The organism is Streptomyces sp. NPDC055287 (assembly GCF_053646035.1).
Map to the genome: position 1 here is coordinate 172,771 of NZ_JBSHNE010000007.1, position 25,887 is coordinate 198,657.

General features: G+C 70.8%; 31 protein-coding genes. 16 read left to right on the plus strand and 15 right to left on the minus strand.

Annotation, left to right across the window (positions count from 1 at the left end):
* The first annotated feature begins 1 nt into the window (after position 1).
* Entirely contained in the window at positions 2 to 649 is a 648-nt protein-coding gene (locus ACWIHY_RS14210; RefSeq protein ID WP_454375925.1) for a TetR family transcriptional regulator, read from the plus strand.
* 71 nt (positions 650 to 720) lie between these two features.
* Here ACWIHY_RS14210 and def read toward each other — a convergent pair whose 3' ends face one another.
* Positions 721 to 1,266, minus strand: a complete 546-nt coding sequence (gene def, locus ACWIHY_RS14215) for a peptide deformylase (RefSeq protein ID WP_454375926.1) — start codon at positions 1,264 to 1,266, stop codon at positions 721 to 723.
* A 149-nt stretch (positions 1,267 to 1,415) separates the two neighbouring features.
* On the opposite strand from def, the gene ACWIHY_RS14220 reads away from it, so the two are divergent.
* The 5 genes from ACWIHY_RS14220 (at position 1,416) to ACWIHY_RS14240 (ending at position 5,891) form a co-directional block, all read left to right on the plus strand.
* Positions 1,416 to 2,654: a MurT ligase domain-containing protein gene (locus tag ACWIHY_RS14220; protein WP_454375927.1), complete on the plus strand. Its 1,239-nt coding sequence runs from the start codon at positions 1,416 to 1,418 to the stop codon at positions 2,652 to 2,654.
* Between the two features lie 31 nt (positions 2,655 to 2,685).
* Positions 2,686 to 3,414: a type 1 glutamine amidotransferase gene (locus tag ACWIHY_RS14225; protein ID WP_454375928.1), complete on the plus strand. Its 729-nt coding sequence runs from the start codon at positions 2,686 to 2,688 to the stop codon at positions 3,412 to 3,414.
* 145 nt (positions 3,415 to 3,559) lie between these two features.
* Positions 3,560 to 4,585 (plus strand): 6-phosphofructokinase, encoded by a 1,026-nt coding sequence (locus ACWIHY_RS14230; protein ID WP_454375929.1) that lies wholly within the window; start codon positions 3,560 to 3,562, stop codon positions 4,583 to 4,585.
* 108 nt (positions 4,586 to 4,693) lie between these two features.
* The gene (locus ACWIHY_RS14235) at positions 4,694 to 5,653 is read left to right on the plus strand and encodes a cytochrome c oxidase assembly protein (protein WP_454375930.1); all 960 of its coding nucleotides are present in this window, start codon (positions 4,694 to 4,696) and stop codon (positions 5,651 to 5,653) included.
* 79 nt (positions 5,654 to 5,732) lie between these two features.
* Complete coding sequence (locus ACWIHY_RS14240; RefSeq protein ID WP_454375931.1) at positions 5,733 to 5,891, plus strand: hypothetical protein; 159 nt, start codon at positions 5,733 to 5,735, stop codon at positions 5,889 to 5,891.
* Between the two features lie 89 nt (positions 5,892 to 5,980).
* Here ACWIHY_RS14240 and ACWIHY_RS14245 read toward each other — a convergent pair whose 3' ends face one another.
* The 3 genes from ACWIHY_RS14245 to ACWIHY_RS14255 form a co-directional block, all read right to left on the minus strand.
* Entirely contained in the window at positions 5,981 to 6,382 is a 402-nt protein-coding gene (locus ACWIHY_RS14245) for an SSI family serine proteinase inhibitor (protein WP_454375932.1), read from the minus strand.
* Positions 6,383 to 6,559: 177 nt separating this feature from the next.
* A complete protein-coding gene (locus tag ACWIHY_RS14250; protein WP_454375933.1) occupies positions 6,560 to 7,267 on the minus strand; it encodes a TetR/AcrR family transcriptional regulator in 708 nt (235 codons plus the stop codon).
* A gap of 658 nt (positions 7,268 to 7,925) precedes the next feature.
* Complete coding sequence (locus ACWIHY_RS14255) at positions 7,926 to 8,954, minus strand: pentapeptide repeat-containing protein (RefSeq protein WP_454375934.1); 1,029 nt, start codon at positions 8,952 to 8,954, stop codon at positions 7,926 to 7,928.
* Positions 8,955 to 9,300: 346 nt separating this feature from the next.
* On the opposite strand from ACWIHY_RS14255, the gene ACWIHY_RS14260 reads away from it, so the two are divergent.
* Entirely contained in the window at positions 9,301 to 10,002 is a 702-nt protein-coding gene (locus ACWIHY_RS14260; RefSeq protein WP_454375935.1) for a lysophospholipid acyltransferase family protein, read from the plus strand.
* A gap of 64 nt (positions 10,003 to 10,066) precedes the next feature.
* The gene (locus ACWIHY_RS14265) at positions 10,067 to 11,113 is read left to right on the plus strand and encodes an NAD-dependent epimerase/dehydratase family protein (protein ID WP_454375936.1); all 1,047 of its coding nucleotides are present in this window, start codon (positions 10,067 to 10,069) and stop codon (positions 11,111 to 11,113) included.
* A gap of 54 nt (positions 11,114 to 11,167) precedes the next feature.
* On the opposite strand, the gene ACWIHY_RS14270 is transcribed toward ACWIHY_RS14265, so the two are convergent.
* The 8 genes from ACWIHY_RS14270 to ACWIHY_RS14305 form a co-directional block, all read right to left on the minus strand.
* On the minus strand, positions 11,168 to 12,754 hold the full coding sequence (locus ACWIHY_RS14270; RefSeq protein WP_454375937.1) for an alpha/beta hydrolase: 1,587 nt from the start codon (positions 12,752 to 12,754) through the stop codon (positions 11,168 to 11,170).
* Positions 12,755 to 12,929: 175 nt separating this feature from the next.
* Positions 12,930 to 13,697 carry an urease accessory protein UreD gene (locus ACWIHY_RS14275; RefSeq protein ID WP_454375938.1) on the minus strand — a complete coding sequence of 256 codons (768 nt, stop codon included), beginning with the start codon at positions 13,695 to 13,697 and terminating at the stop codon, positions 12,930 to 12,932.
* A complete protein-coding gene (gene ureG / locus ACWIHY_RS14280) occupies positions 13,694 to 14,371 on the minus strand; it encodes an urease accessory protein UreG (protein WP_454375939.1) in 678 nt (225 codons plus the stop codon). The genes ACWIHY_RS14275 and ureG overlap by 4 nt, the downstream gene beginning before the upstream one ends.
* Before the next feature lie 105 nt (positions 14,372 to 14,476).
* Positions 14,477 to 15,193: an urease accessory protein UreF gene (locus ACWIHY_RS14285; RefSeq protein WP_454375940.1), complete on the minus strand. Its 717-nt coding sequence runs from the start codon at positions 15,191 to 15,193 to the stop codon at positions 14,477 to 14,479.
* 2 nt (positions 15,194 to 15,195) lie between these two features.
* A complete protein-coding gene (locus ACWIHY_RS14290) occupies positions 15,196 to 16,917 on the minus strand; it encodes an urease subunit alpha (protein WP_454375941.1) in 1,722 nt (573 codons plus the stop codon).
* The gene (locus tag ACWIHY_RS14295; RefSeq protein WP_069929924.1) at positions 16,910 to 17,221 is read right to left on the minus strand and encodes an urease subunit beta; all 312 of its coding nucleotides are present in this window, start codon (positions 17,219 to 17,221) and stop codon (positions 16,910 to 16,912) included. Before ACWIHY_RS14295 ends, ACWIHY_RS14290 begins: the two co-directional genes overlap by 8 nt.
* Before the next feature lie 14 nt (positions 17,222 to 17,235).
* A complete protein-coding gene (locus tag ACWIHY_RS14300) occupies positions 17,236 to 17,538 on the minus strand; it encodes an urease subunit gamma (protein WP_454375942.1) in 303 nt (100 codons plus the stop codon).
* Positions 17,539 to 17,743: 205 nt separating this feature from the next.
* Positions 17,744 to 18,367 carry a TetR/AcrR family transcriptional regulator gene (locus ACWIHY_RS14305; RefSeq protein WP_454375943.1) on the minus strand — a complete coding sequence of 208 codons (624 nt, stop codon included), beginning with the start codon at positions 18,365 to 18,367 and terminating at the stop codon, positions 17,744 to 17,746.
* Between the two features lie 105 nt (positions 18,368 to 18,472).
* Here ACWIHY_RS14305 and ACWIHY_RS14310 point away from each other — a divergent pair, with 105 nt between their 5' ends.
* Entirely contained in the window at positions 18,473 to 19,489 is a 1,017-nt protein-coding gene (locus ACWIHY_RS14310; RefSeq protein WP_454375944.1) for an ABC transporter permease, read from the plus strand.
* A gap of 155 nt (positions 19,490 to 19,644) precedes the next feature.
* On the opposite strand, the gene ACWIHY_RS14315 is transcribed toward ACWIHY_RS14310, so the two are convergent.
* Positions 19,645 to 19,926, minus strand: a complete 282-nt coding sequence (locus ACWIHY_RS14315) for a type II toxin-antitoxin system Phd/YefM family antitoxin (protein WP_454375945.1) — start codon at positions 19,924 to 19,926, stop codon at positions 19,645 to 19,647.
* A gap of 58 nt (positions 19,927 to 19,984) precedes the next feature.
* Here ACWIHY_RS14315 and ACWIHY_RS14320 point away from each other — a divergent pair, with 58 nt between their 5' ends.
* The 4 genes from ACWIHY_RS14320 to ACWIHY_RS14335 all read left to right on the plus strand — a co-directional run bounded on the left by ACWIHY_RS14320 (position 19,985) and on the right by ACWIHY_RS14335 (position 22,348).
* The gene (locus ACWIHY_RS14320) at positions 19,985 to 20,629 is read left to right on the plus strand and encodes an ATP-dependent Clp protease proteolytic subunit (RefSeq protein ID WP_454375946.1); all 645 of its coding nucleotides are present in this window, start codon (positions 19,985 to 19,987) and stop codon (positions 20,627 to 20,629) included.
* Positions 20,630 to 20,637: 8 nt separating this feature from the next.
* Positions 20,638 to 20,946 (plus strand): hypothetical protein, encoded by a 309-nt coding sequence (locus tag ACWIHY_RS14325; RefSeq protein WP_454375947.1) that lies wholly within the window; start codon positions 20,638 to 20,640, stop codon positions 20,944 to 20,946.
* 499 nt (positions 20,947 to 21,445) lie between these two features.
* Entirely contained in the window at positions 21,446 to 21,919 is a 474-nt protein-coding gene (locus ACWIHY_RS14330) for a C40 family peptidase (RefSeq protein ID WP_454375948.1), read from the plus strand.
* Positions 21,920 to 21,961: 42 nt separating this feature from the next.
* A complete protein-coding gene (locus tag ACWIHY_RS14335) occupies positions 21,962 to 22,348 on the plus strand; it encodes a VOC family protein (RefSeq protein ID WP_454375949.1) in 387 nt (128 codons plus the stop codon).
* 79 nt (positions 22,349 to 22,427) lie between these two features.
* Here the strand turns inward: ACWIHY_RS14335 and ACWIHY_RS14340 are convergent, their stop codons facing one another.
* Positions 22,428 to 23,081 carry a LysE family translocator gene (locus ACWIHY_RS14340; protein ID WP_454375950.1) on the minus strand — a complete coding sequence of 218 codons (654 nt, stop codon included), beginning with the start codon at positions 23,079 to 23,081 and terminating at the stop codon, positions 22,428 to 22,430.
* Positions 23,082 to 23,165: 84 nt separating this feature from the next.
* Between ACWIHY_RS14340 and ACWIHY_RS14345 the strand changes: the two genes are divergently transcribed.
* Positions 23,166 to 24,071, plus strand: a complete 906-nt coding sequence (locus ACWIHY_RS14345; protein WP_454375951.1) for a LysR family transcriptional regulator — start codon at positions 23,166 to 23,168, stop codon at positions 24,069 to 24,071.
* A 23-nt stretch (positions 24,072 to 24,094) separates the two neighbouring features.
* On the opposite strand, the gene ACWIHY_RS14350 is transcribed toward ACWIHY_RS14345, so the two are convergent.
* A complete protein-coding gene (locus ACWIHY_RS14350) occupies positions 24,095 to 24,538 on the minus strand; it encodes an ATP-binding protein (protein WP_454375952.1) in 444 nt (147 codons plus the stop codon).
* Between the two features lie 227 nt (positions 24,539 to 24,765).
* On the opposite strand from ACWIHY_RS14350, the gene ACWIHY_RS14355 reads away from it, so the two are divergent.
* Positions 24,766 to 25,626, plus strand: coding sequence for a helix-turn-helix domain-containing protein (locus ACWIHY_RS14355; protein WP_454375953.1), 861 nt, complete (start codon positions 24,766 to 24,768; stop codon positions 25,624 to 25,626).
* A gap of 9 nt (positions 25,627 to 25,635) precedes the next feature.
* Complete coding sequence (locus ACWIHY_RS14360; protein WP_454375954.1) at positions 25,636 to 25,872, plus strand: DUF397 domain-containing protein; 237 nt, start codon at positions 25,636 to 25,638, stop codon at positions 25,870 to 25,872.
* Positions 25,873 to 25,887 lie beyond the last annotated feature (15 nt).

The window sequence follows — 25,887 nt, forward strand, 5'->3', positions numbered from 1 at the left end:
CATGGACACCACACACACGGACGAGCAGCAGCGCTCCGCGGCCGCGCGGCGGCGGCGGGACCTGCTCGAAGCAGCGGACCGCGTGGTGCTGCGGGACGGTCCACAGGCCTCCATGAACGCCATAGCCGCCGAGGCCGGGATCACCAAGCCGATCCTCTACCGGCACTTCGGCGACAAGGGCGGGCTCTACCGCGCCCTGGCCAAGCGTCACACCGACGCCCTGCTCTCGGCCCTGCGGGCAGCGCTGGACGCTCCCGCCGAGCGGCGCGAGCGGGTGGAGGCGACGCTCGACACGTACCTCGCCGCGATCGAGGCCCGGCCGCAGGTGTACCGGTTCCTGATGCACCCCGCCGAGGACGCGCACCAGCCCGAGCAGGGCTTCGACGTCGGCCGTCACTCGGCGCCGCTGCTCCGTCGGCTCGGCGAGGAGCTGGGCATCGTGATCGCCGAGCGCGTGGACCTCGGGCCGGACAGCGACCAGCTGGCGCGGGTGTGGGGTCACGGCATCGTCGGCATGATGCACGGTGCGGGCGACTGGTGGCTGAGTGAACGGCCCTGCTCCCGGGAGCGGTTGGTCTCCAGCCTCGCGGACCTGCTGTGGGGCCGGCTCGCCGCCGCGGGCGACCGCGTGGACGGCCCGGGGTTCTAGCAGCGCCGCACGGAGTCTGTTTCCCTGCCCGCCTCCTGCTCCTGGGAAGAGCCGGGCAGGAAGGCCTCGCCCTACGCCCGGAGGCCCCACGACGTCCGACGCGCCGCCCGCAGCGCCTTCGCCCGGCGCCAGCTGGTCAGGCGGTCCGTGTAGACGAGGCCGGACAGGTGGTCGCACTCGTGCTGAAGGCACCGCGCGAAGAAGCCGGTGCCCTCGACCCGTACCGGTTCGCCCGTCACCGAGACCCCCTCCACGAGCGCCCGGTCGAAGCGTTCCGTACCCGCTTCGACACCCGGGAGGGACAGGCACCCCTCGGGACCGCGTACGGTGATGCCGTCGGCCTCGACCAGGCGTGGGTTGACGATGTGACCGACATGCCGGACATCCTCGTCGTCCGGGCAGTCGTAGACGAAGACACGCAGCGGTACGCCGACTTGATTGGCCGCGAGGCCGACCCCCTCGGCGGCGTACATCGTCGCGAACATGTCCTCGACGAGCCGGACCAGCGAGGAATCGAAATCGGTCACCGTCCCGCAAGGCGCGTGCAGCGCCGGGTCACCGAGCAGTGTCATGGGTCGTACGAGCCCGGAACTGCCGGGAATCGGGCGGTGTCGCATGGCGGCAAGCGTACGTTCCGCCGGGGGCCGCAGCGTCCCGGGTGGTGCCGGGGTGCGGGGGCCCGGTTGGATCTCGATAGGCTGAGCCCCGACGTTGACCGGTGGACCTGGGGCAAATGCGGCGCCGGATGCAAGGAGGATCAGTGACGATGGCAGGCAACACGGAGCCGTTGTCGCCGCGGGCCAAGCTGGCCGTGACGGCAGGCAAGGCCGCGGCGGCGGTGTCCCGCGCCGCGGGACGCGGCAGCGGATCCGTGATCGGCGGCAAGGTGGCGCTCAAGCTCGACCCCGACCTGCTCGGGCGGCTCGCCCAGCATCTCGACGTCGTGCTTGTCTCCGCGACGAACGGCAAGACCACGACGACCCGGCTCATCGCCGAGGCACTGCGGGCCAGCGGCCCCGTCGTCTCCAACGCGCTCGGCGCCAACATGCCGGCGGGCATCACCTCCGCCCTGGCGGGCGGCTCGGACGCGAAGTACGGCGTGATCGAGGTCGACGAGAAGTACCTCGCCGGAGTAGCGCGCGATGTGACGCCCAAGGCGATCGCCCTGCTCAACCTCTCCCGCGACCAGCTGGACCGCGCCGCGGAGACCCGGATGCTCGCGGAGAAGTGGCGCGAGGGCCTGTCCGGCACGAAGGCCGTCGTCATCGCGAACGCCGACGACCCGCTGATCGTCTGGGCCGCGTCCTCCTCGCCCAACGTGGTGTGGGTGGCGGCCGGCCAGGAGTGGAAGGACGACGCCTGGTCCTGCCCGTCCTGCGGTGGCGTCATGCAGCGCCCCGGCGACGACTGGTTCTGCGGCGAGTGCGGCTTCCGCCGCCCGTCCCCGAGCTGGGTGCTGAGCGGCGACCACGTCGTCGACCCGCACGGTTCGGCCTGGCCGATCCACCTCCAGCTGCCCGGCCGCGCCAACAAGGCGAACGCCGCCACCTCCGCCGCCGTCGCCGCCGTGTTCGGTGTACCGCCGCAGGTGGCACTGGAGCGGATGTACCAGGTGCAGGCGGTGGCCGGCCGGTACGACGTCGTCCAGTTCCAGGAGCGCGAGCTGCGGCTGCTGCTCGCGAAGAACCCGGCGGGCTGGCTCGAAACGTTTTCTCTCATCAACCCGCCCCCCACGCCGGTCATCCTGGCCGTCAACGCGCGCGGCGCGGACGGCACGGACACCTCCTGGCTGTGGGACGTCGACTACACCCGGCTGGCCGGCCACCCGATCTTCGTTCTCGGTGACCGCAAGCTGGACCTCGCCGTGCGCCTCGAGGTCGCGAACCTGGAGTTCCGGGTCTGCGAGACGCTCGACGAGGCCGTGCAGCTGGCGCCGCCCGGGCTGATCGAGACGATCGCCAACTACACCGCGTTCCAGGACCTGCGCCGCCGCGTCGGCAACTAGGCCCGCGTACACCGGAAAAGGACAAGCAAGCATGAGCGACAACAGCCTGCGCCTGGTGTGGATCTACCCGGACCTGCTGAGCACGTACGGCGACCAGGGCAACGCCCTCGTCGTCGAGCGCCGGGCCCGTCAGCGCGGCCTCGACGTCCACCGTGTCGACGTACGCAGCGACCAGGCGATCCCCACGTCGGGCGACATCTACCTGATCGGCGGCGGTGAGGACCGGCCGCAGCGCCTCGCGGCGGAGCGGCTGCGCCGCGACGGCGGTCTCGAGCGCGCGGTGTCCAACGGCGCGATCGTCTTCTCGGTCTGCGCCGGGTACCAGATCCTCGGCCACGAGTTCATCAACGACCTCGGCGAGCGCGAGCAGGGACTCGGACTGCTCGACGTGGTCAGCACGCGTGGCGAGGGCGAGCGGTGCGTCGGCGACGTCCTCGGGGACATCGACGAGCGCCTCGGCCTGCCGCCGCTGACGGGCTTCGAGAACCACCAGGGCATCACCCATCTGGGCCCCACCGCGCGGCCGTTCGCCCGCACGCGGATCGGCAAGGGCAACGGAACCGGCGACGGCACGGAGGGCGCGTACAACGACACCGTCTTCGGTACGTACATGCACGGTCCCGTGCTCGCCCGCAACCCGCTCATCGCGGACCTGCTGCTGAAGCTGGCCCTCGACGTGAACGCACTGCCGCCCACCGACGACCGGTGGTACGAGGCGCTGCGCGCCGAGCGCATCGCGTCGGCGACGCAGCCCGCCTGACGGGCTGTCGCAGTTCGTACACCTTTGCGGTGTCCAGCTGACGGACGCCCGGTTCGGCCCCGTCACTCTGCGCGAGTAGGGTGACGGGGATCCAACCGGACGACGTGGTCCGGTCTCCGGCCCACGTTGCAAAGGTATTCCGGGCATGCGCATTGGTGTACTCACTTCCGGCGGCGACTGCCCCGGCCTGAACGCTGTCATCCGTTCCGTCGTGCACCGCGCCGTCGTCGATCACGGTGACGAGGTCATCGGTTTTCACGACGGCTGGCGGGGCCTGCTGGAATGCGACTACCGCAAGCTGGACCTGGACGCGGTGGGCGGCATTCTGGCCCGTGGCGGCACGATTCTCGGCTCCTCCAGGGTCCAGCCCGCGCATCTGCGCGACGGCGTCGAAAAGGCCCGCGGCCATGTGGCCGACCTGGGGCTCGACGCGATCATCCCGATCGGCGGCGAAGGCACGCTGAAGGCGGCGAACCTGCTGTCCGAGGCGGGGCTGCCGATCGTCGGCGTACCGAAGACCATCGACAACGACATCGCGTCGACGGACGTCACGTTCGGCTTCGACACGGCCGTGGGGGTGGCGACCGAGGCCCTCGACCGGCTCAAGACCACCGCCGAATCGCACCAGCGGGTGCTGATCGTCGAGGTCATGGGGCGGCACACCGGCTGGATCGCGCTGCACTCCGGCATGGCGGCCGGCGCGCACGCCATCGTCGTGCCCGAGCGGCCCTTCGACATCGGTGAGCTGACCGAGCTGGTCGGCAAGCGCTTCTCGGCCGGCAAGCGGTTCGCGATCGTGGTCGTCGCCGAGGGCGCCAAGCCGCGCGAGGGCTCCATGGAGTTCGACATCGGCGGCAAGGACATGTACGGGCACGAGCGCTTCGCGGGCGTGGCCAGGCAGCTGTCCGTCGAGCTGGAGGAGCGCCTCGGCAAGGAGGCGCGTCCCGTCATCCTCGGCCACGTCCAGCGCGGCGGCACCCCGACGGCGTACGACCGTGTCCTCGCGACCCGCTTCGGCTGGCACGCGGTGGAGGCGGCGCACCGGGGTGAGTTCGGGATGATGACGGCGCTGCGCGGCACGGACATCGTGATGGTCCCGCTGGCCGAGGCCGTGGAGACCCTGAAGACCGTCCCCACCGAGCGGTACGCCGAGGCCGAATGCGTGCTGTGATCTCAGTGCCTGTTTGACGGACTGCCCCCGGCCGCGGACGCGGCCGGGGGCAGTTCTACTCTGTACCGGACAACCGTTACGAATGGGCAGTCCCACGGGAGTACGCAGATGGATCACAGCGGGCACGGCAGCGGCATGAACATGGATCTGCCGCCGTTCACGCTGGGACGGGGGCTGGAGTTCTCCCCCGACCTCTTCTTCCTGGTGGGCTGCGTCCTGGCGCTCGTCCTGTACGGGTGGGGCGTCGTGCGGCTGCGCCGGCGCGGCGACTCCTGGCAGGCCGGCCGGACGGCCTTCTTCACCGTCGGCGTGCTGAGCGTGGCACTGGTGATGTGCACCAAGCTGAACGACTACGGCATGGTCATGTTCAGCGTGCACATGGTGCAGCACATGGTCATCAGCATGCTCTCCCCGATCCTGCTGCTGCTCGGCGCCCCGGTGACGCTGGCACTGCGCGCGCTGCCCGTGGCGGGACGCGGGAACCGCAAGGGGCCGCGCGAGGTGCTGCTGATGCTGCTGCACAGCCGCTACATGAAGATCGTCACGCACCCGGCGTTCACGATCCCGCTGTTCATCGCCAGCCTGTACGCGCTCTACTTCACGCCCCTGTTCGACTTCCTGATGGGGAGCAAGCCGGGCCACCTCGGCATGATGGTCCACTTCCTCGCCGTCGGCCTGGTCTTCTTCTGGCCGATCATGGGCATCGACCCGGGGCCGCACCGTCCGGGCTATGTGATGCGGATGCTCGAGCTGTTCGCCGGTATGCCGTTCCACGCGTTCTTCGGCATCGCGCTGATGATGGCGACCCAGCCGGTGATCGGTACGTACGCGAACCCGCCGGCGTCCCTGGGCATCGACGCGCTGAGCGACCAGAACGCGGCGGGCGGCATCGCCTGGGCCTTCTCGGAGATCCCGTCGGTGCTGGTACTGATCGCGCTGGTCTTCCAGTGGTATCGGTCCGAGCAGCGGGTCGCGCGGCGCTCCGACCGGGCGGCGGACCGCGACGGCGACCAGGAGCTGGCGGCGTACAACGCCTATCTCGCCTCGCTCCAGGCGCGCGGCCGCTAGCCGGCCGGTAACGTCGGCACAGTAGCGCGGGAGCCCTTCAGGGGTGACGATGGCCCTCCATCAGAAGGAGGGGGTGCGCATGCCCGGTTCTGTGAAGTCGATGGGGGTGCTCACCGTCGGCACGCTGATCGTCATATCGGCGTACACGGCGGCACTCGGCAGCAACGGCTGGCTGTGGTTCGGCTGGGTCGTGCTCGGTCTGGTCACGGTCGGGATGGCCGCGTCGCGCAGCCGGTGAGCAAGCGCCGGTGAGCGGCCGCAGAGCACCGCTGAAACGAAACCTCACCGCGCGGCCCCACTGCGCGACGCGAGTACGGACCCGGCCGCTCAGAAGCGGAAGACCGCCCCGGTCGCGGTGTCGAGCACGCACGCGTTCGGGTAGGTCTTGTGCCAGGCCGTCGGGACCCCGCCCCAGCTGCCCGTGGCGCTGACGGTCACCGGCTCGTACTGCTTGGTGCACGCCCGGGGGTTCCCCGGCAGCTTGTCGAAGTCACCGTTGGCCTTGCCGAGCGCCGCGCACGCGGCGGAGGCGTCCGGGTGGTGCCCAGAGGGCCCCGGAGCGCACTCCAGGAGGACGCCGCGGATCCAGGTGCTCTCCGACCCGGAAACGGTCAGGAAGAGGCCGCGGGACGGCGTGGGCTCGTCGGGGACGGCCGCCGCCCGGGCGGGCAGGGCCGCGCCAGCGAGGGCGAGCAGGACGACTGCGGTGACGGTGGCTGGAGAGCGCATCCGGACCTCCTGGGGCTGGGTTGCCTGGCGACGGGTGTCGGAGAGAGCCAGGCCACCCCCCGCCACGGCCCCGGCCAAGCGGCCGCGCCGGGCGCGTACCGCACACGAGTACACGCGCTGGACCGTACGGCGGACAGAGCAGGCCGGCGCCGGCCCGCTCGCGGCGGACACCGGACGTCACCCCAGCAGGGCGTCCAGGCCGACGGTCAGCCCCTCGGGGCCGCCGCGGCCGGCCATGGCCACGGCGGTGGCCCGCAGGCGTGGCAGTTCCGCGGCGGGTATGCGGTGCAGGCCGATCCGGAAGGCGGGGTCGGGTTCGCCCGGCTCGTCGTCCATCGCCCGCAGTTCGACCAGGATGTAGCCCAGCAGCCACGCCGTGAATCCCCGGTGGATCTCCACGGCCCTGCGCTCCGCGAGTCCCGCGTCGTGGAGCAGCGCCAGGACGCGTTCGTCGCTGCGGAGGACGGGGAGGGGCCTGCGGGCCAGCGGAGTGGACAGCAGGCGGGTGGCCAGCAGCGGCACGACGTTGGGGTGGCGCAGGGCGACGCGGTAGGTGGCGAGCGCGACGCGACGCAGTTCGCGGCGCCAGTCCGCCGCTGCCGGCTCCGCCGCAGCCGGGTCCTGGTCCAGTTCCTGGTGGAGTTCCTGGCAGAAGCCCTCGACCAGCCCGTCTAGCAGCGCGTCCTTGCTGGGGGCGTACCGGTACAGGGCCATCGCCTCGACGCCCAGCTCGGCTCCCAGTTTGCGCATACTCAGGCCGGACAGGCCGTCGCGGTCGACCACCTCCAGCGCCGTGGCCAGCACGCGTTCCCTGCTGAGCCGCCGTCCGTAGCGCCCCCGGTCGCTGGCACGGCGCCCGCGGCCGTCCCCCGCCTCTTTCGGCATGACCGCCTCCGCCTCTTCGGTGCCCTGTGTGCGCCTGCCCGGCAGCTCTTGACTTCAAGCGACAACAGTCGCAGAATCGGACATATGCGTCGTAAATATACATCAGCAGCGTACAGCGTTTCTCACCGAGGAGCGGCGGGCCATGACGCACAGCGAGCCGGACGCGCCGCCGTGAGGCAAAAGGGCTCCCGAGCCCGCCGCCGACCGTGCTCGTGACGGGCGGTGCCGCTTCATCGGCGGCCACGCCTGCGTCGAACTGCTCGATCACGGCTACGAGCTGATCGTCGACGACGACTACCCCAACAGCACCCCACAGGTCTTCGCCCCGCGTGGAAAGGATCGCCGGCCGGTTCGTGCCGGTACTGATGGCGGCGGACGTCGCTGTCCGCGATGGCCCTGCTCATCCAGAAGCTCACGGGCGCCACCGGACGCGCCGGGGGCGGAAGTCCGGTGTTCGTCCACTGCGGCGCCGACGTCGGGCGCACCGGATCCATCACCGCCGCGTACACGGTGAGCACGGGAGACGCGACCTCCAGGCAGGCCGCGCTGCGTACCCTCGCCGTGGGTCCGCCGTCGATCGAACAGGTCTGGTACGTGCTTTCCACCGGCAGGAACGAGCCCGAGCCAGCCCCCCGCGACTCATTGACGGGCAGTTGGATCAGCTCGCGGACCTCGGCACCGAACGGCCCTTCTCCAGCTTGGCGATGCGCGCCTGGACGCCGCTGTCGCTCGCGAGATTCTCCGGCAGTTCGGTGCTGCTGTCGATCAGGGACTTGACGAGCCGTCCAGCGTTCAGGCCCGCGACGCCTTCGAGTCGCGCCCCCGCCAGTACGGTCTCCGTGAGATCCGCGTGTGCGAGATCGGCGTTTCTCAGGTCCGCCCCCGCAAGGTTCGCCTTGCGGAGCACCGCACCCCGCATCTGAGCGCCCCTCATCACGGCGTCGCGGAGATCGGCGCCGGCCAGATCGGCCTGCTCCCCCCGCGCCAGACACAAGTCGGCCCCCTGGAGGCTGATACCGGCGAACCGGGCGCGCTGAAGGCCGGCCCGGCGCAGGGAAGAGGCCGTCAAGTCGATGCTGTCGGATTGTTCGGCATAGTCTCGTCGCGCGATGACGGTCAGCGCGGCCTGGACGTCGACGGTGATGTCCGGTGGTTCCGTCCAGGGGTCTCCTGACTTTACGCGCTCCTTTTCCGCCTCTTCTTCCCTCTTCGGGCGCGGAGGGTCGCGGATGAAGGCGGAAAGCACTTCGAGAACGGTCCTGCGATCCTTGGAGCTGTCGCGCATAATGCGTTCCAGCGAATAGATGCCGCCCAGCCTCTGGGTGATGTTGTCGGAGCTGAGAATTTTGATCGCTTCGACGTAACGGTCAGCGACTTGGGCTTCGCGGGTCAGCTCCGCCTGCTCGCGGTCCCGGGCCTGGGTGTGCCTGAACTGGTCCTGAGCATGCTCGAACTGCTCTTGTGCCAACCTGAACTGGTCCTGTGTCTGGGAGAACTGCTTGCGTGCGAGGCGGTGGTTCTTGCCGGTGTAGTAGAGGCCGAGTGCTCCGACGGTGCCGACGGCGAGGGCGACAAGCATGGTCCGGAAGCCAGTGACGATGAGGCCGGCGCTGGGCGCGAGCTCGCTGTCCCGGACGTGACGTCCTTCGAAGTACCAAGGGCCCCAGACGAGGGCGGCGAGGAGCACGGCTCCGGCCGCCGCGCCCGTTGCTCCCCAGACGATTTTGCGCTTCCTCGTTGGCGTCATGGCGGGATGATGTCCGGCCCTGGCGTGCGGCATGCGACGGAGCCGATTGTTCAGAGGAGGATTTGAGGCAGCGGGGCGAACGGCCGACGCGGCTGGTGCGGGGCGTGCCGTCGGTGAGTCCGGTCCACAGGGTGTCGGTAAGTCGGGATTGGGTCCCCAATGACCCGATCAGACATGGTTACGCGGGACGACAGTTACCCATAGGCTTTTGTGTCAGTCCCTGAGATGTCCACCGACCTGGCAGAACGCAGCCCTGGAGCCAATCCGGCAGAGCTAGGAGCCGCCCGTGTTCTATTACGTGCTCAAGTATGTCCTTCTCGGACCGCTGCTGAGACTGCTCTTCCGTCCGAGGATCGAAGGGCTCGAGCACATTCCCGACGACGGGGCCGCGATCGTGGCGGGCAATCACCTTTCGTTCTCCGACCATTTCCTGATGCCCGCGATCATCAGACGGCGTATCACCTTCCTCGCCAAAGCCGAATACTTCACGGGTCCGGGCCTCAAGGGCCGGCTGACCGCCGCTTTCTTCCACAGCGCCGGTCAGATCCCCGTCGACAGGTCGGGCAAGGAGGCGGGAAGGGCCGCGATCCGCGAGGGGCTCGGAGTACTGAGCAAGGGTGAGTTGCTGGGGATCTATCCGGAGGGCACCCGCTCGCACGACGGCCGGCTCTACAAGGGCAAGGTCGGGGTAGCCGCGATGGCGCTGCAGGCACGGGTGCCCGTGATCCCGTGCGCGATGGTGGGTACGTTCGAGATCCAGCCGCCGGGAAAGGTCGTACCGCGCATCAAGCGCGTGACGATCCGGTTCGGTGAGCCGCTGGACTTCTCGCGCTACGCGGGCCTGGAGAACGAGAAGGCGGCGCTCCGCGCGGTGACCGACGAGATCATGTACGCGATCCTCGGGCTCTCGGGTCAGGAATACGTCGACCGGTACGCGGCCGAGGTAAAGGCGGAGCAGGCGAAGAAGTTCCCCCGGCTCGTGCGCTGACGGCGGATCAGCGGACGGCGAACGTTCCCCCGGCGGCGGCCGCGGTGGTCATAGCGTCCTCGGCATGACCAAGGGAAACGCATTCGTCATCGGAGCTACGGGACAGATCGGACGGGCCGCCGTACGGGCGCTCGCCGAGGACGGCTGGGACGTGACAGCCGCGTCGCGCGGCGGTGGCCGCGACGAGACGTGGCCGCAGGAGGTACGGGCATCGGCGCTCGACCGGGACGACGACGCGGCGCTGTCCGCCGCGCTCGGCGACGGCTGTGACGTCCTGGTGGACATGGTCGCGATGGAGGAACGCCACGCGGCGCAGCTGACGGGGCTGGCTGACCGGATCGGCTCCGCGGTGGTCATCTCCAGTGGCGCCGTGTACGAGGACGACAAGGGGCGCGGCTTCGACACGCAGGCCGAGCCCGACGGCTTTCCGCAGTACCCGGTGCCGATCCCGGAGACGCAGCCGACCGTGGCGCCGGGAGGCACGACGTACGGAACCAGGAAGGTCGCGATCGAACGGCATCTGCTGGAGGCGGCCGGCCGACTGCCGGCGACCGTACTGCGGGCGGGCGCGGTCCATGGGCCGTACAGCCGCACTCCGCGTGAGATCCACTTCGTCAAGCGGGTGCTGGACGGACGGCCGGTCCGGATCCTGGCGCACGGCGGGCGCAGCCGGTTCCACCCGGTGCACGTCTCGAACCTCGGGGAGCTGATCCGGCTGGCGGCGGCGCGGCCGGGAGCGCGGGTGCTCAACGCGGGCGATCCCGATGTGCCGACGGTCGCGGAGATCAGTACGGCGATCGACGCCGTCATGGGCGCGCGGAGCGAGCTGGTGCTGGTGGACGGACCCCCGCCGGTGGGCACGGTCGGGGAGACGCCCTGGAGCGGCGGTCATCCCGTGGTCTACGACATGGCGGCCGCCGAGCGGGAACTCGGCTACCGGGCTGTCACCGGTTACGCCGATTCCCTGCCCGCCACCGTGGAATGGCTGGCGGAAGCACTCCGTCGCCAGGACTGGCGGGAGGCGTTTCCCAAGCTGTCGCAGCGGTACGCCCCGGGAGGCGACGGGCCGTTCGACTACGCGGCCGAGGAGGCCTGGCTCGCCCGCCGGTAGGCGCCAGGAGGGGGCGGCCGGGAACCCCGGCCGCCCCCTCCCCCGCTCAGGCCGTTACGGCTTCGGCGTGGCGTGCGGAGCGCACGTCACATCGCTGCTGTCGGTCTTTCCGGTGAGCAGGTAGGTGTCGACCCGGTCGTTGACGCACGGGTTCGCGATCCCGGTGACACCGTGCGAGCCGGCGTCCTTCTCGGTGATCAGGCGCGAGCCCTTGAAGCGCTTGTGCAGCTCGACGGCGCCCTCGTACGGAGTGGCGGCGTCACGCTCGGCCTGCACGATCAGGACCGGCGGCAGTCCCTTGCCGGACTTGACGTTCAGCGGGGTCTGCTGCTTCGACGACCACGTGGCGCAGGGCAGGTTCATCCAGGCGTTGGCCCACGTCATGAACGGGTGGTCCTTGTGCAGCCTGGTGTTGTCCCGGTCCCACGTCTTCCAGTTGGTGGGCCACTTGGCGTCCGCGCACTCGACGGCCGTGTAGACGGCGTTGCCGTTCTCCGAGGACGCGTTGCCCGCGGTGTCCGACAGGTCCGGCGCGATCTCGTCGACGAGCGCCTGCGTGTCACCCGCGACGTACTTGCTCCAGATCTCGGCGGTGTGCGCCCAGGCGGAGTCGTAGTACGGCGCGCTCTGGAAGAAGCCGATGAGCTCGGCGGGGCCGACGACGCCGCCGATGGGGCTCTTCTTGGCGGTGGCGCGCAGGTTCACCCACTGCTGCTCGACCTTCTCGGGGGTGTCCCCGAGGTGGTAGGCGGCGTCGTTCTTGGCCACCCACTGCTTCCAGTCGTCCCAGCGCATCTGGAAGGCTACGTCCTGGTCCAGGTTGGCCTGGTACCAGATCTTCTCCTTCGACGGGTTGACCACGCTGTCGACGACCATGCGTCGGACGTGGCCCGGGAACAGCGTTCCGTAGACCGCGCCGAGGTAGGTGCCGTACGAGACGCCGAGGAAGTTCAGCTTCTTCTCACCGAGCGCGGCGCGGACGACGTCCACGTCCCGTGCGGTGTTCGGCGTGGTCATGTGCGGCAACAGCCACCCGCTGCGCTCCTGGCAGCCGTCCGCGTACTCGGCGGCCAGCTTGCGCTGGGCGCGCTTGTCGGCCTCGCTGTCGGGCACCGGGTCGGGCTTCGGCGCCTTGACGAACTCCTGCGGGTCGACGCAGGAGATGGGCGAGGAGTGCCCGACACCGCGCGGGTCGAAGCCCACGAAGTCGTACGCCTTGGCCATCTTCGTGTAGATCGGGTTCTTCTTGGTGACCCGGGTGGGGAACCTCATGCCCGAGGCGCCGGGGCCGCCCGGGTTGTAGAGCAGGGCCCCCTGACGGTCTTTCTCGGAGCCGGTGTTGCCGATGCGGTCGACGGCTATCTTGATCTTCCGGCCGTTCGGCTTGGCGTAGTCGACCGGAACGGTGACCCAGCCGCACTGGATGGGCTTGTCGAAGCCCCAGTCCGCCGGGCAGTCACGCCAGTCGATGCCCGCCTTCGCGGCCCGCGCGGCGGCGATCTGTACCCCGCGCATCTCGGACGCGCTGGTGCTGCTGGTGCTGCGGCCCTCGGCGCCGGCGGCCGGTGCGGCTATCGCGCCGGCCATCAAGGTGCCCGCTATGAGAGTGCCGGCGGAGCCGAGCGCTGCTGTACGTCTCAAGTGGTGCCTCCCCCTGTGAGTTGTTGTGCCGTACGTGACGACGACAGTGGTCATGGTCAGTGGCCGTACGCCGCATCCTGTCGTCTGAAGGGTCCCGGGCAACAGGCTGCACTGGCGTTTCTTTACCAATCCCATAACCGGAGAGGCGTGTCCCGCTGAGCGGTGCACATGGCGGTCACCCAAATGTCTGAAGTGCCCGGTCCAGTAGACGCCGCAGCCGCAGCGCGTCGGCCGCCACCGCCGTGACCAGCACGGCGGGCCCGGCGAGCGGCGTGAGGACCGCCGTGTCGCCCAGAAGGGTGACTTCGGGAGGAATGTGCTCGAAGTCGGGGTTTACGACCAGGAGTTGGCCGGTCGCCCGGTGCCCGCCCAGCACCGCTCCCCCGTCCCAGCCGCCGGGCGCGCCCGGGCCGTACGACAGTTCCTGGTCCAGCAGCGGGCGCCCTGCCCGGTGCACGGTGAGGCGGGTGGTGAGCGTACCGGACTCCTCGCCGTACCGGCCGAGGATCTGCTCCTCGCGCAGGACCAGGCGGGCGGAAGCGGCGAGCTCGACGCGCATGGTCATGCGCAGGTCGCTGCCGCGGGCCGAAATGAGCGGTTCCGGCAGCCAGCGCAGGCGCGCGCCGGCTCCGACCGTCAGCCGTACGTCATAGCGGGCGTGCGGTCCGCCCCGGCCCGGCAGGGCGACCGTGGCCGCGGCCGAGTCCACGGCGAGCGCGGCGCCCTCCCGTACGTCGGCTTCGACGGCCAGCCGGTCGCCCCCCAGCGGTGCGCTCATCGCGCCGACCACGGTGACCCTGGCGTGCGCGTCCGTGCCGCGCGTGCGGCGCAGGGCGAGCGGCCCGTCGCTCTCCAGAACAGGCAGCCGCGTGCCGCCCTGGCCGTCGGGTACTGCGGTGATCCTGGCCGTCGCTTCGATGCCCGCCGACGCCACGGTGGTCACGCGGACCAGGCGGCGAGCTGTTCGCGGACCCAGTCGGCCACCGGCTTCACGCCGTCCCCGGTGGTCAACGAGGTGAAGGCGACCGGCAGTTCGCCACGCTGGGCCGCGGCGTCGCGCGCCATGCGGCCGAGGTCGGAGCCGACGTACGGAGCGAGGTCGGTCTTGTTGACGACCAGCAGGTCGGCTGTGGTGACGCCCGGGCCGCCCTTGCGCGGGATGTCGTCGCCGCCCGCCACGTCGATGACGAAGACCTGTGCGTCGACCAACCCCTTGGAGAAGGTGGCGGTGAGATTGTCGCCGCCGGACTCGACCAGGATCAGGTCGAGCGGTCCCACCGCGTCCTCCAGGTCCTCGACCGCTTCGAGATTGGCGGAGATGTCGTCACGGATGGCGGTGTGCGGGCAGGCACCGGTCTCGACGGCCTGGATGCGCTCGGGCGGCAGGACGGCGCTGCGGAGCAGGAACTCGGCATCCTCCCGGGTGTAGATGTCGTTCGTGACGACGGCGATGGACAGCTCTTCGCGCAGTTCCCGGCAGAGGGCGGCGACGGTCGCGGTCTTGCCCGAGCCGACCGGACCGCCGAGTCCGATGCGCAGGGCGCGCTTCGTGCCGTCGGGTCGGGCGGCGTCGGCGCTGACCGCCATGGCGCCGTCGTGACTGTGGTCGAGATGCATGGTGCGGCTCCTAAGCGGTGGTGCGGGGGCTCCGTTGCGGGAGCGGGTGTCGCGACAGGGGGTGTTGCCGGAAGGGGTGATGCCGGAACCGGTGTGGCGGCGGCGTCATGAGGCGAAGAGGCGTACGGGCCAGGCCGCGTGCGCCTCCGCCGTGATGTCCAGCAGCGGGGCGGAGGCGGCGGGCAGCGCGCCCGTGCCTCCCTCCCGTGCGCGGTGAGCCGCTGCGGCGGCCCGCCGCGCGACCCGGTCGAGTTCGGGGGCCAGGCGGGCGAGGACGGCGGTGGCCTCGAAGGGGTCCAGGCTGAGGAGGCGAACGGCGGCGGTGGCGGGCCCGCTGACGCTCTCGTACGCCACGCAGTGTGCGGCGTCCTCGGGCCCGAGGCCCGCCGCGCGGGCGGTGACGCCGAGCACGACGGGCTGGTGCGCGCCGCGCGGGCGCGCGGCGGCCAGCGTGTCGAGGGCTTCGCACGGCCAGGTGGCGCGGGCGGCGCGCATGAGCTGCCTGCCGAGCTTGCGTGCGGTCGCGCGCAGGGCGGGTGACGGCGTACGGGCGTCGGCGGCCTCGTCGAGGTCCAGCGCGTCCACACCGACGGCAGCGGCGGCGGCGAGCGCTGCCGAGGTGAGCCCGGTGGTGTGCAGGCGGCCCCGGCAGAAGGCGGCGAGGTCCGTGGCATCGCGGATGCGCCCCGCCTTGACGGCGGCCTCGGCTCCACCGGAGTGGGCGTGGCCCCCGGCGGGGAACCGCCCGTCGGCGAGGACGAGCAGGGCGGCCCGCGCTCCGGACCGCGCGTACTCGCCGCGAGTGACTGGGGAGGTGTCCATGGTCAGAAGAGGAAGTAACGCTGGGCCATGGGCAGTTCCGGGGCCGGTGCGGGCTCGACCGCGTCGCCGTCGATCGTGACCGTGAAGGTGTCCGGATCGACCTCGACGCGCGGAAGGGCGTCGTTCTCGCGCATGTCTGCCTTCGTGACCCGGCGCGTGTTCGCGATGGCCACGAACCGCTTGCCGAGCCCGAGGCGTTCGGGCAGCCCGTCCTCGATCGCCGCCTGCGCCACGAAGTTGAAGGAGTTGCCGGCCGGAGCCCGGCCGAGCGCGCCGAACATCGGCCGGGGCAGCACCGGCTGCGGGGTCGGGATGGAGGCGTTGGCGTCGCCCATCTGCGCGTACGCGATCTGGCCGCCCTTGATGACGAGCTGCGGCTTGACGCCGAAGAAGGCCGGCTCCCACAGCACGAGGTCGGCCAGCTTCCCGCTCTCGACGGAGCCGATCTCGTGGTCGAGGCCCTGCGCGACGGCCGGGTTGATCGTGTACTTGGCGACATAGCGACGCGCGCGGTGGTTGTCGGCGCGCCCGTCGCCCGGCAGTGCGCCCCGGCGCTTCTTCATGACGTGCGCGGTCTGCCAGGTGCGCAGCGCGACCTCGCCGACGCGGCCCATCGCCTGCGAGTCGGAGGAGATGATCGAGATGGCACCGAGGTCGTGCAGGATGTCCTCGGCCGCGATGGTGGAGGGCCGGATCCGCGACTCGGCGAAGGCCAGGTCCTCCGGCACGGCCGGGTTGAGGTGGTGGCAGACCATCAGCATGTCGAGATGTTCCTCGATGGTGTTGACGGTGTGCGGCCGGGTGGGGTTGGTGGAGCTGGGCAGGACGTACGGCTCGGAGACGACCGTGATGATGTCCGGTGCGTGCCCGCCGCCCGCCCCCTCGGTGTGGTACGCGTGGATGGTGCGCCCGGCGATGGCGGCGAGGGTGTCGCCGACGAACCCGGCCTCGTTCAGGGTGTCGGTGTGGATGGCGAGCTGTGCGCCGGACTCCTCGCACACGCCGAGGCAGGCGTCGATGACGGCTGGGGTCGCGCCCCAGTCCTCGTGAATCTTGAAGCCGAGCGCGCCGCCCCGCAGTTGGGCGTGCATGGCGTCGCGGGACATGGTGTTGCCCTTGCCGAGCAGACCGATGTTGACGGGGTAGTCCTCCAGCGCCTCGAACATCCGGGCCAGGTGCCAGCCGCCGGGCGTGACCGTGGTGGCCTTGGTGCCCTCGGCGGGCCCGGTACCGCCCCCGACGAGCGTGGTGGTCCCGGAGGAGAGCGCCTGGTCGACGACGGTCGGCGAGATGAAGTGGACGTGCGCGTCGATGGTTCCGGCGGTGAGAATCTTGCCGTTGCCCGCGATGATCTCGGTCTCGGGACCGATGACGAGGTCGGGGTGTACGCCGTCCATGGTGTCGGGGTTGCCGGCCTTGCCGATGCCGGTGATCCGCCCGTCCCGCAGGCCGATGTCGGCCTTGACGATGCCCCAGTGGTCGAGGATCACGGCGCCGGTGATGACGGTGTCCGGTGCCCCGTCGGCCCGGCTGGTCCGCGCCTGGCCCATGGACTCACGGATGACCTTGCCGCCGCCGAACACCGCCTCGTCACCGGCGCGTCCGGGGCCGCCGCAGCGGTCCTCCTCGATCTCGATGAGCAGATCGGTGTCGGCGAGACGGATGCGGTCGCCGGTGGTGGGGCCGAACAGGTCGGCGTACACGGGGCGCGAGAGCTCAGGCATCGAGGGCACCTCCGGTCTCCCCGCGCAGACCGGCGACGACGCGCCGGCCGGCGACGGGGACGAGTTCGACGTCGACGGGGATGCCGGGCTCGAAGCGCACGGCGGTGCCCGCGGCGATGTTCAGCCGCAGGCCGCGGGCGGCGGCGCGGTCGAAGTCGAGGCCGGGGTTGGCCTCGGCGAAGTGGTAGTGGGAGCCGACCTGGACGGGCCGGTCGGCCGCGTTCAGGACGGTGAGGCGGGTGACGGCGAGGCCCTCGTTGAGAGCGACGGGCTCGTCGGCGTACAGGATTTCCCCGGGGATCATCGGCCGTCTTCCCGTCAGGCGATCGGTTCGTGGACGGTGACGAGCTTGGTGCCGTCAGGGAAGGTCGCTTCGACCTGTACGTCGTGGATCATCTCGGAGATGCCCGCCATGACGTCGTCCCGGGTGAGCACTTTGCGGCCCGACGACATGAGTTCGGCGACGGTGCGGCCGTCGCGGGCGCCTTCGAGGATGTGGGAGGTGATGAGGGCGATCGCTTCGGGGTGATTGAGTTTCACGCCGCGCACCCGGCGCTTCTCCGCCACGTCCGCCGCCACATGGATGAGCAGTCTTTCCTGCTCGTGCGGGGTCAGTTGCACGCGTGCTACCTCCAGTCGTACCGCCCGGCCGCCCGGACGGGGGCAGGCAGGATCCAACGCGTCAACGAGGCTGGGGACGACAACGGAACCACAGCGTCCACCTCGGCCGCAGCGGGACCATATCCGACTTCAACACTCTGTTGACCTGCGTTTTCTGACCGCACGGCCAGGCATTGCACGTTAGAGCGCAAGTTTTTCCAACGCGTTAACTGGGCCTTTGCGTGTCCATGGTCATCAACGCGTTCAGTCCGCCCCGCAGCACTTCGGCATCCACTTCGCCGAACAGGGCCTGCTGGGCGATGAATCCCTGAGCAATGGCGATCATGGTCCGGGCGACATGGTCGGCGGGTACGTCGTCGCTCATCATCCCCGCCTCGCGGTACGCCGCGACGATCCTGCCCCAGACCACGCGGATGTCGCCGTACCCGGTACGCAGCAGCTCGGCCAGCCCCTCGTCGCGCAGCGTCTCGGTCCACACCTGGAGGACCAGGCGCGGGAACACCGCGCCCTCGACGCCCGGCACCCGCCGCTCCATGAGGATCTTACTGATCACCTCGGCCACCAGGTCGTGCGGCGGCGGAGGCGGGCTCAGCCGGGAGGCGGATTCGAAGGCGGCCCGCACCTCCCCGAACACCTCTCCCGCGATCGCCTGGATCAGCTCCTCCTTGCTGCGGAAGTAGCGGTAGACGGCGCCGGCCGACAGGTCCGCCTCGCGCAGGATGTCCTGCATGGACGTGGCATGGAAGCCGTTGCGGGCGAAGCAGCGCGTGGCGCCGTCGAGGATCTGACGGCGGCGGGCGTCGAGGTGTTCCTGGGATACACGGGCCATGACCCAAAAGTAAAACGAACATTCATTCTTGACAAGAAACGCAGCCGCCGGGACAGTGAGAATCGTAAAACGAACGATCCTTCTCTTTGAATCCGAGGGGCAGTCATGACCGCCGCCCAGCCCACCGCACCGCAAGCCTCCGCCCGCCGCATGATCGCGGCGACCGTCCTCGTCCCCCTCGTCGCGGCCCTGGCGCTCTGGGCGTTCGCCTGGCCCGCCGCCCGGACCGCCCCGCGCGACCTGCCGGTCGGGATCACCGGGCCCGTCACCGCGACCGCGCCGCTCCAGCAGCGGTTCGAGCAGCGGGAGGGGGCCTTCGAGATTCACCGGTACGACGACGAGGCCGCCGCCCGCGCCGCGATCGAGGGCCGTGTCGTATACGGCGCCGTGGTCGTCACGCCGGAAGGGCCGCGACTGCTGACCGCCTCCGCCGCCGGCCCGGTCGTCGCGCAGCTGCTCCGCGAGGCCGTGACGGCGCAGGCCCCGCCCGGCACGCGCGTCGAGGTCACGGATGTGGTGGCCGCCCCGGCCGGGGACCCCCGCGGCAGCGCCCTGGGAGCGAGCGTGCTGCCGCTGGCCATCGCCGGCGTCGCGGCCGGGGGTGTCGTGACGATGGCGGGGCTGCGCGGGAAGCGCGCGATGACCGCACTGTTCGGGGCATCCGCCCTGGCCGGCCTCACGGCCACCGGCATCGCCCACAGCTGGCTCGGCATCATCACCGGCGACTGGTGGGCCGAGGCGGGTGCGCTGGGCCTGACCGTACTGGCCATCGGGTCGGCCGTGGCGGGGATCGCGGCGCTCGTGGGACCTGCGGGGACAGGGGTCGGGGCGATCGTGGTCGTGCTGTTCGGGAACGCGTACTCGGGAGTGTCCGGCGCACCCCACCTGCTGCCCGAACCGGTCGGCGCGATCGGCCAGTGGCTGCCGCCGGGGGCGGGCGGTGCGCTGCTGCGGTCGGTGGCCTTCTTCGACGGCAGCGCGGTGCGGATGCCGGTCCTCGCGCTCTGCTGCTGGGCCGTGCTCGGCCTGACCGCCGTGCTGGCGGGCGGACGGCGACGACCGGCGGCCGACGCGGCCGGGCCCTCCGCCGCCCGGACTCCGGAGCCCGCCCGGGCGGGCTGATCCCGGTCCGGCCGGCTCGGGCCGGCCGAGGGCGGCGCGAGACCGGCCGTGCGTCCCCGCTGTAGCGGACGGGGGCGCACGGCCCTTTCGCATGCCCGCTTCCCGTACGCCCGCCGCTCGTATGCCAGGTGCTCGTACGCCAGCCGGCGGGGGCGTCAGCTGTCGGGGGCTTCGCCCCGGTGTTCCGCGGCGATACCGAAGCGGCGGCGTTCGCCCGCAGCGGACGAAGCCGAGCCGATCGAGGAGACCGAACTGATCACCGACTCCTCGGCCACCTCCGGCTCCGCCTCGAGTCGCGCCAGGTCAGCAGCGGAAACCAGCGCCACCAGTGGCTTCCCGTGCCGGGTCACGACCACCCGTTCACCGCCGTAGACAACGCGGTTGATCAGCTCGGCTAGCTCTGCCCGGGCTTGCGTCACCGGAATCTCGTAGGCCATGCTCCCCATAGTACGAGCTGTACGTCCTGTACATTTTCTACAGACTGGAGGCATCGCCATGAACCGAGCGACCACCCACACCGCCCGTTATGTGCTGCCCGAGTTCACGGAGCGCACCAGCACGGGGAGCCGCACGGTCGATCCGTACTCGAAGCTGCTCGACGAGCGGATCGTCTTCCTGGGAACGGCCGTCGACGACACCGCGGCCAATGACGTGATGGCGCAGTTCATGCATCTCGAACACGCCGCCCCGGACCGGGACATCTCCCTCTACATCAACTCCCCCGGCGGATCGCACACCGCCATGTCCGCGATCTACGACACGATCCAGTTCGTCGCCTGCGACGTCGAGACGATCTGCCTCGGCCAGGCCGCGTCCTCCGCCGCCCTGCTGCTGGCGGCCGGCACGCCGGGCAAGCGCCTCGCACTGCCGGGCGCCCGGGTGCTGCTCAGCCAGCCCTCCATCGACCAGCCCGTGCACGGCCAGCCCTCCGACCTGGAGATCGAGGCAAGGGAGTTGGCACGCATGCGGGAGCTGCTCACCCAACTCCTCGCCCGTCACACCGGGCAGAGCGCCGAACGCGTCGACAACGACATCGAGCGCGACAAGGTGTTCACCGCCGAAGCCGCGGCAGCGTACGGCCTGGTGGACCACGTCGTGCCGAGCCGCAAGGCCTCGCTCGCCGCCACCTCGCCGAGGTGAATCCGGGCATGCTGCCACCCGAACTGCCGCCGCTGCCCGCACTGACGCGCGCCGAGTGCGAGTTCGTCGACCGCTATCTCGAAGTCGTCGACCTGATGGGGCGCATCAATCCGGCGCGCGGCGCGGACACCTACGGCGCCCTGCGGGCCGCCCAGGCCCTCGCCGGGAAGGCCGCCGCTCTCCGGGACGCCCTTGCGCTGATGCACGAGCGCGGCGAGGCGCGCGTGCATGCCGCCACGCTCGCCCGGGCCTTGCGGGTGCTCGACGGAGAGCGGCGGGCGGGTCGTGTCACCCTCCCGCCGGTATCCGCAAGTTGAGGCACGCCCGGCCGCCAACCCCATTGGCGTACGAGAATGGCTGGTCCGAACGGCGTAGGAAATACCTGAACAGCCGTACGCCTCAACTTGCGCAACACGCCTACGCATCGGGCGGAATGAGCTGTTCCGCTGCTGGTGCGGCGGTCGCCGGACACCCGCGCCCGGCTCCCGAAATGCCCCTGTCCACCCGAACGGGTCATCGGTGAGCAGCCTCACAAAACGTCGTTTCGGCTCGGAAATCCGGCGGTTCATGAGTCAAGATCCCTGGGACGACAAGCCCCCGCCACCGCGGCGGGGCGGTCCGGGCGGACGCTGAGTCCTGCCGCCGTTCCGGATGACTGGTCGACAGGAGTGCACCGGCAGGAGTGGAGGACCCAATCAGTACGGGACGACCGGAGACGGTCGACCCTCGGGGTGAAGCCGCATCACGTGGCCGGGCATCTTCGCCTGTCCGAACCCGACAGGTCATCCTTCACAGGCGGCTGACGAAGGGTTGCGCATGACCGCGCACAGGAATGTTCCGTCCGTGCTGTCCCGGGCCGGAGCCGCTTCGGCTCTCACCCTCGCCGCGATCGGCGGCACGATGCTGGCGCCAGGGGCCGTCCCCGAGGCACATGCCGCGTCGCACTTGACGAAGGCGCTCAATGTCGCCGCGTCGAAGAAGGGGGCCCCGTACAAGTACGGGGCCGCGGGTCCGAGCCGGTTCGACTGCTCGGGGCTGACGCTCTATTCGTACAAGAAGGCCGGCAAGAGCCTGCCGCGCACCGCCCAGTCCCAGTACAACAAGACCCGGCACGTCTCCTCCTCCAGCCGCAAGCGCGGAGACCTGGTCTTCTTCCACTCCGGGCGGAGCGTCTACCACGTGGGCATCTACGCGGGGAAGGGCAAGATCTGGCACTCCCCCAAGTCCGGTTCCGTGGTGAAGCTGGAGAAGATCTGGTCCAAGAGCGTCTGGTACGGCAGGGTGCGCTGATCATCCCCGGCGTCTGCCGGGCCGGGAAGTACGTTCACCGCCATGACCTTCCTGAATCCGGTACGTCACATCACGTTCGACGCCCACGACCCGTCCGCGACAGCACAGTTCTGGTCCCGGCTGACCGGCTACCAGCTGCTCGACGCGCCGGGCGACGACGAGGTGCTGATCGAGCCGGAGCAACCCGATGTCCCCGGGCTGCTGTTCATCCGGGTACCGGAGGGCAAGTCCGTCAAGAACCGCGTCCACCTCGACATCCAGCCGCCGCACGGCACGCGGGATGCCGAGGTGGAGCGGCTCGCCGCACTCGGTGCGCGGATCGTCAGCGATCGGCGCACCGAGGACGGCAGGGGCTGGGTGGTGACGGCCGACCCGGAGGGCAGCGAGTTCTGCGTGGAGCGCGGCGCGGAGGAGCGCGGGCTCCTCTGACGGGTGCGGACGGGTCCCGGGTGTTCGACCGGGGCGGGGCGGTCCTCCGCGGCCGGACGGGGCCTTCACGGTCGGACGGTTACGCTGCCGCCGCCACCGGGCCTGCCAGCAGGGCCACCCCCAGCACGGCGAGCGCGGTCCCGCTGGCGGCTTCCACGGTGCGGGCCGCGCCCGGCCGCCGCAGCCAGGTACCGAGCCCGTCCACCAGCAGGGCCACGGCTGGGAACCACAGGAGCGCCAGTACGACGACGATCGTGGCGAGCAGCAGCGTCCTCGGCAACGGCTGCTGGCCCACCGGCACGAACTGCGGCAGCAGGCTGAGGAAGAGCACCGGCGCCTTCGGGTTGAGCGCGTTGGTCAGGAAGCCCTGGCGCAGGCTGCGGCCGGCGCCCCGCGACGCGGCCGGCTCCGGCCCGTCCGGCTCCGCCTCCTGCGGGCGTTGCGGCGCCGGACGCAGCGCGGACCGCAGGGCCCGGTAGCCGAGGTAGAGGATGTAGGCGCCGCCGAGCAACTGGATCGCGCGGAACAGTGCCGGTACGGCGACCAGTACGGCCGCGAGCCCCGCCACGGCAAGCGCCGTGTGGACCAGCAGCCCGCCGGCCACCCCTACCGCACAGGCGACACCGTCCCGGCGTGAGGCCAGTGCGTTGCGTACGACGACGGTGAAATCCGCGCCGGGCATGGCGACCATGCCCGCGGCGACGCCCGTGAAGGCGACCAGTTGTGCGTCCATGCCCCCAGCCTGGGCCCTCCAGGCCTTTAGCATGTACTTGCGATCTCCTTGGTCTGCCCAAAGAAATGCTTAAGGGAGGACCGGATGTACGACCCGACACGGCTGGCGGCGCTGGTGGCGGTCGCCGAGGCCGGTTCGATCACCCGGGCCGCCGAGCGGCTCGGCTACACCGCGCCCGCCCTGTCCCAGCAGCTGGCCAAGCTGGAGCGGGAGGCGGGCGCCGCCCTGCTGGTACGCCACCACCGCGGGGCGCGCCTGACCGCCGCCGGTGAACTGCTGGCGGCGCGGGCCCGCCGCGTACTGGACGAGATGGACCAGGCGCGGCACGAACTCGCACGGCTCGCGGGCCTGTCCGGCGGGCGCCTGCGGGTGGGTACGTTCACGACGGCCGGCATCCATCTGCTGCCGCCGGTGCTCAGCGCCTTCCGGCGCGCGCATCCCGACGTCGAGCTCGCGGTCGCCGACTACGAGCCGCCGGACGGCGTCGCGGCGGTGGCCTCGGGCGAGGTCGACCTGGCGCTGACCCATGCCTACGAGCCCGCGCCGCCCGTACCGCTGCCCGCCGGCGTCGCGGCGGAGCCCCTGCTGGACGAAGAGCTCGTCCTCGTGACGGCGCCCGGGCACGCGCTGGCCGGCGGCTCGGGGCGGCTGGCGGTGGCCGAGCTCGCCGGGCAGCCGCTCATCAGCAGTGCGCCCTCGCATCCGCCGCGCCAGGGCGTGGAGGCGGCGCTGGCCGCGGCGGGGGCGACCCCGGCGGTGGTGTGCGAGTCGCCGGGGTACGCCCTGGTGTGCGCGCTGGTCAGTGCCGGGCTCGGGGTGGCCGTGGTGCCGGAGATGGTCGCCGCGATGGCGATGACCCCGCTGGGCGTACGGGCGCTGGAGCCGGCCGGGCTGCGCCGCACGATCGCGGTGGCGCACCGGCCCGGCGAGGCGAGCCCGGCGGCGGACACACTGCGGGCGCTGCTGCGCGGCGCGTTCGGCCGGGCCTGAGGCGGCTGACAGACCGGGTGCCCTTACTGGACTGCGGGCTGCTGGACGGGGACGGTCCACGGCAGTTCGATCCACACGGTCTTGCCGCCGTCCTGGGTGGGCTGCACGGAGACCCGGCCACCGCATTCGGCGGTGAGCCATCGGATGATCACTATGCCGCGGCCGTTGTCCTGCTGGACGGCCGCGGGAAGCCGCTTCGGCCAGCGGGGGTGGCTGTCGGTGACACCGATGCGCAGCTGCTCGTCCCGGTCGAGCCGGACGTCCACGGTGAACGTCGGCGACTGCCCGAACGTGTGCTGAACGGCATTGGTGGCCAGCTCCGAAACGATCAACCGTACGGTTTCGGCGGTGTCGGATCCCGGGGGCATGCCCCACTCGCCGAGAATCTCCGCGACATATCTCCTCGCGGCGGAGACCGAGGCTGGCTCGCTCGGCAGAGTGACGGATACTTCCTGGTGGTCTGCCATGGCGACGCTGTCCCTTTCCCACCGGGGCCGGACTCCGACTCGTAGCGGATGAACTTCGAGGACGGCCTCGGACTGTGCTTCGCGCCAGAGTGCCACTCGTGGTGTCGGGATAGGGGGTGATCCCCCAACATGTGCATATATCTGTCGCTCGAAGCGGTGAACTCTGCTACGCGAGACCGTATTCGGGCTCCGGCCGGCGCATCCTCTCCTGTTGGAAGGAGGCGAACATGCGGCACAGCCCCGCCGTACGTCGGCGCAAACTCGGGGAGGAGCTGCGGAGACTGCGTGACCGGGCGGGCCTCACCAGCCCCCAGGCCGCCCGTCTGGTCGGGTGGCACCAGTCGAAGGTGAGCAGGATCGAGACGGGGCGCAGCTCCGTGAAGCCGTCCGACGTGTCCCGGCTGCTCGACGCGTACGGGGTGACGGATCGCCGGCTCCGCGAACTGGTCGAGGCGTTGACCGGCCCCCCGGCCGACGAGAACCGCAAACACTGGTGGCACGCGTACCGCGGGCTGCTGCCGCCCCAGTACCGCGACCTCATCAGTCTGGAGTCCCAGGCGAGTTCGGCGCGCACGCTGGAGACCACGGTGGTGCCGGGACTGCTCCAGACTCCCGACTACGCGCGGGCGGTCACGCGGGCGGCGCTGGCGGGCCTGCCGCCGACTCAGGTCGATTCGCTGGTCGAGGTGCGGATTGCCCGCCAGGAGGTCCTGGGGGCCGCGAAACCCCTGCGATTGAGTGCGGTCGTGGACGAGGGGGCGCTGCGTCGGCCGGTGGGCGGACAGCAGGTCATGAAAATGCAGTTACGGAAGTTGCTGGAGGTGGGGGATTCGTCTCATGTCCGTTTACAGGTGCTGCCGTTCGCGTCCGGGGCCCATGTTGGACTCACAGGCCCTTTCATTATCTTCTCATTTCCGAACATAGTTGATCTGGATGTGGTTGTTATCGACCACTTGACGAGTAGCCTCTACCTCGAACGGAAAGAAGACCTCGAGGCGTACGACGCCGCGTTCAACGCGCTTCAGTCCCAGGCCCATTCACCCGAGGAATCATCCGCTCTCATCGCCCGTATCGGTGAGGCCCGGTAGGGAGGCACCATGTCCGCACCCCTCGCGAACGTACCTTCCAGTACTGACCTGCACGGAGCCCGGTGGCGGCGCAGCAGCCGCAGCACCGGAATGAACAACTGCGTCGAGACCGCCCGCCTCGACGACGGCCTGCTGGCCGTACGCGATTCCAAGTACGTCACACGGCCCGCCCTCCTCTTCGGGGCGGACACGTGGATGTCGTTCCTGTCCGGCGTGCGCGACGAGGCGCCCGGCGAAGGAAGCTGACCGGGCGGGCCGGTC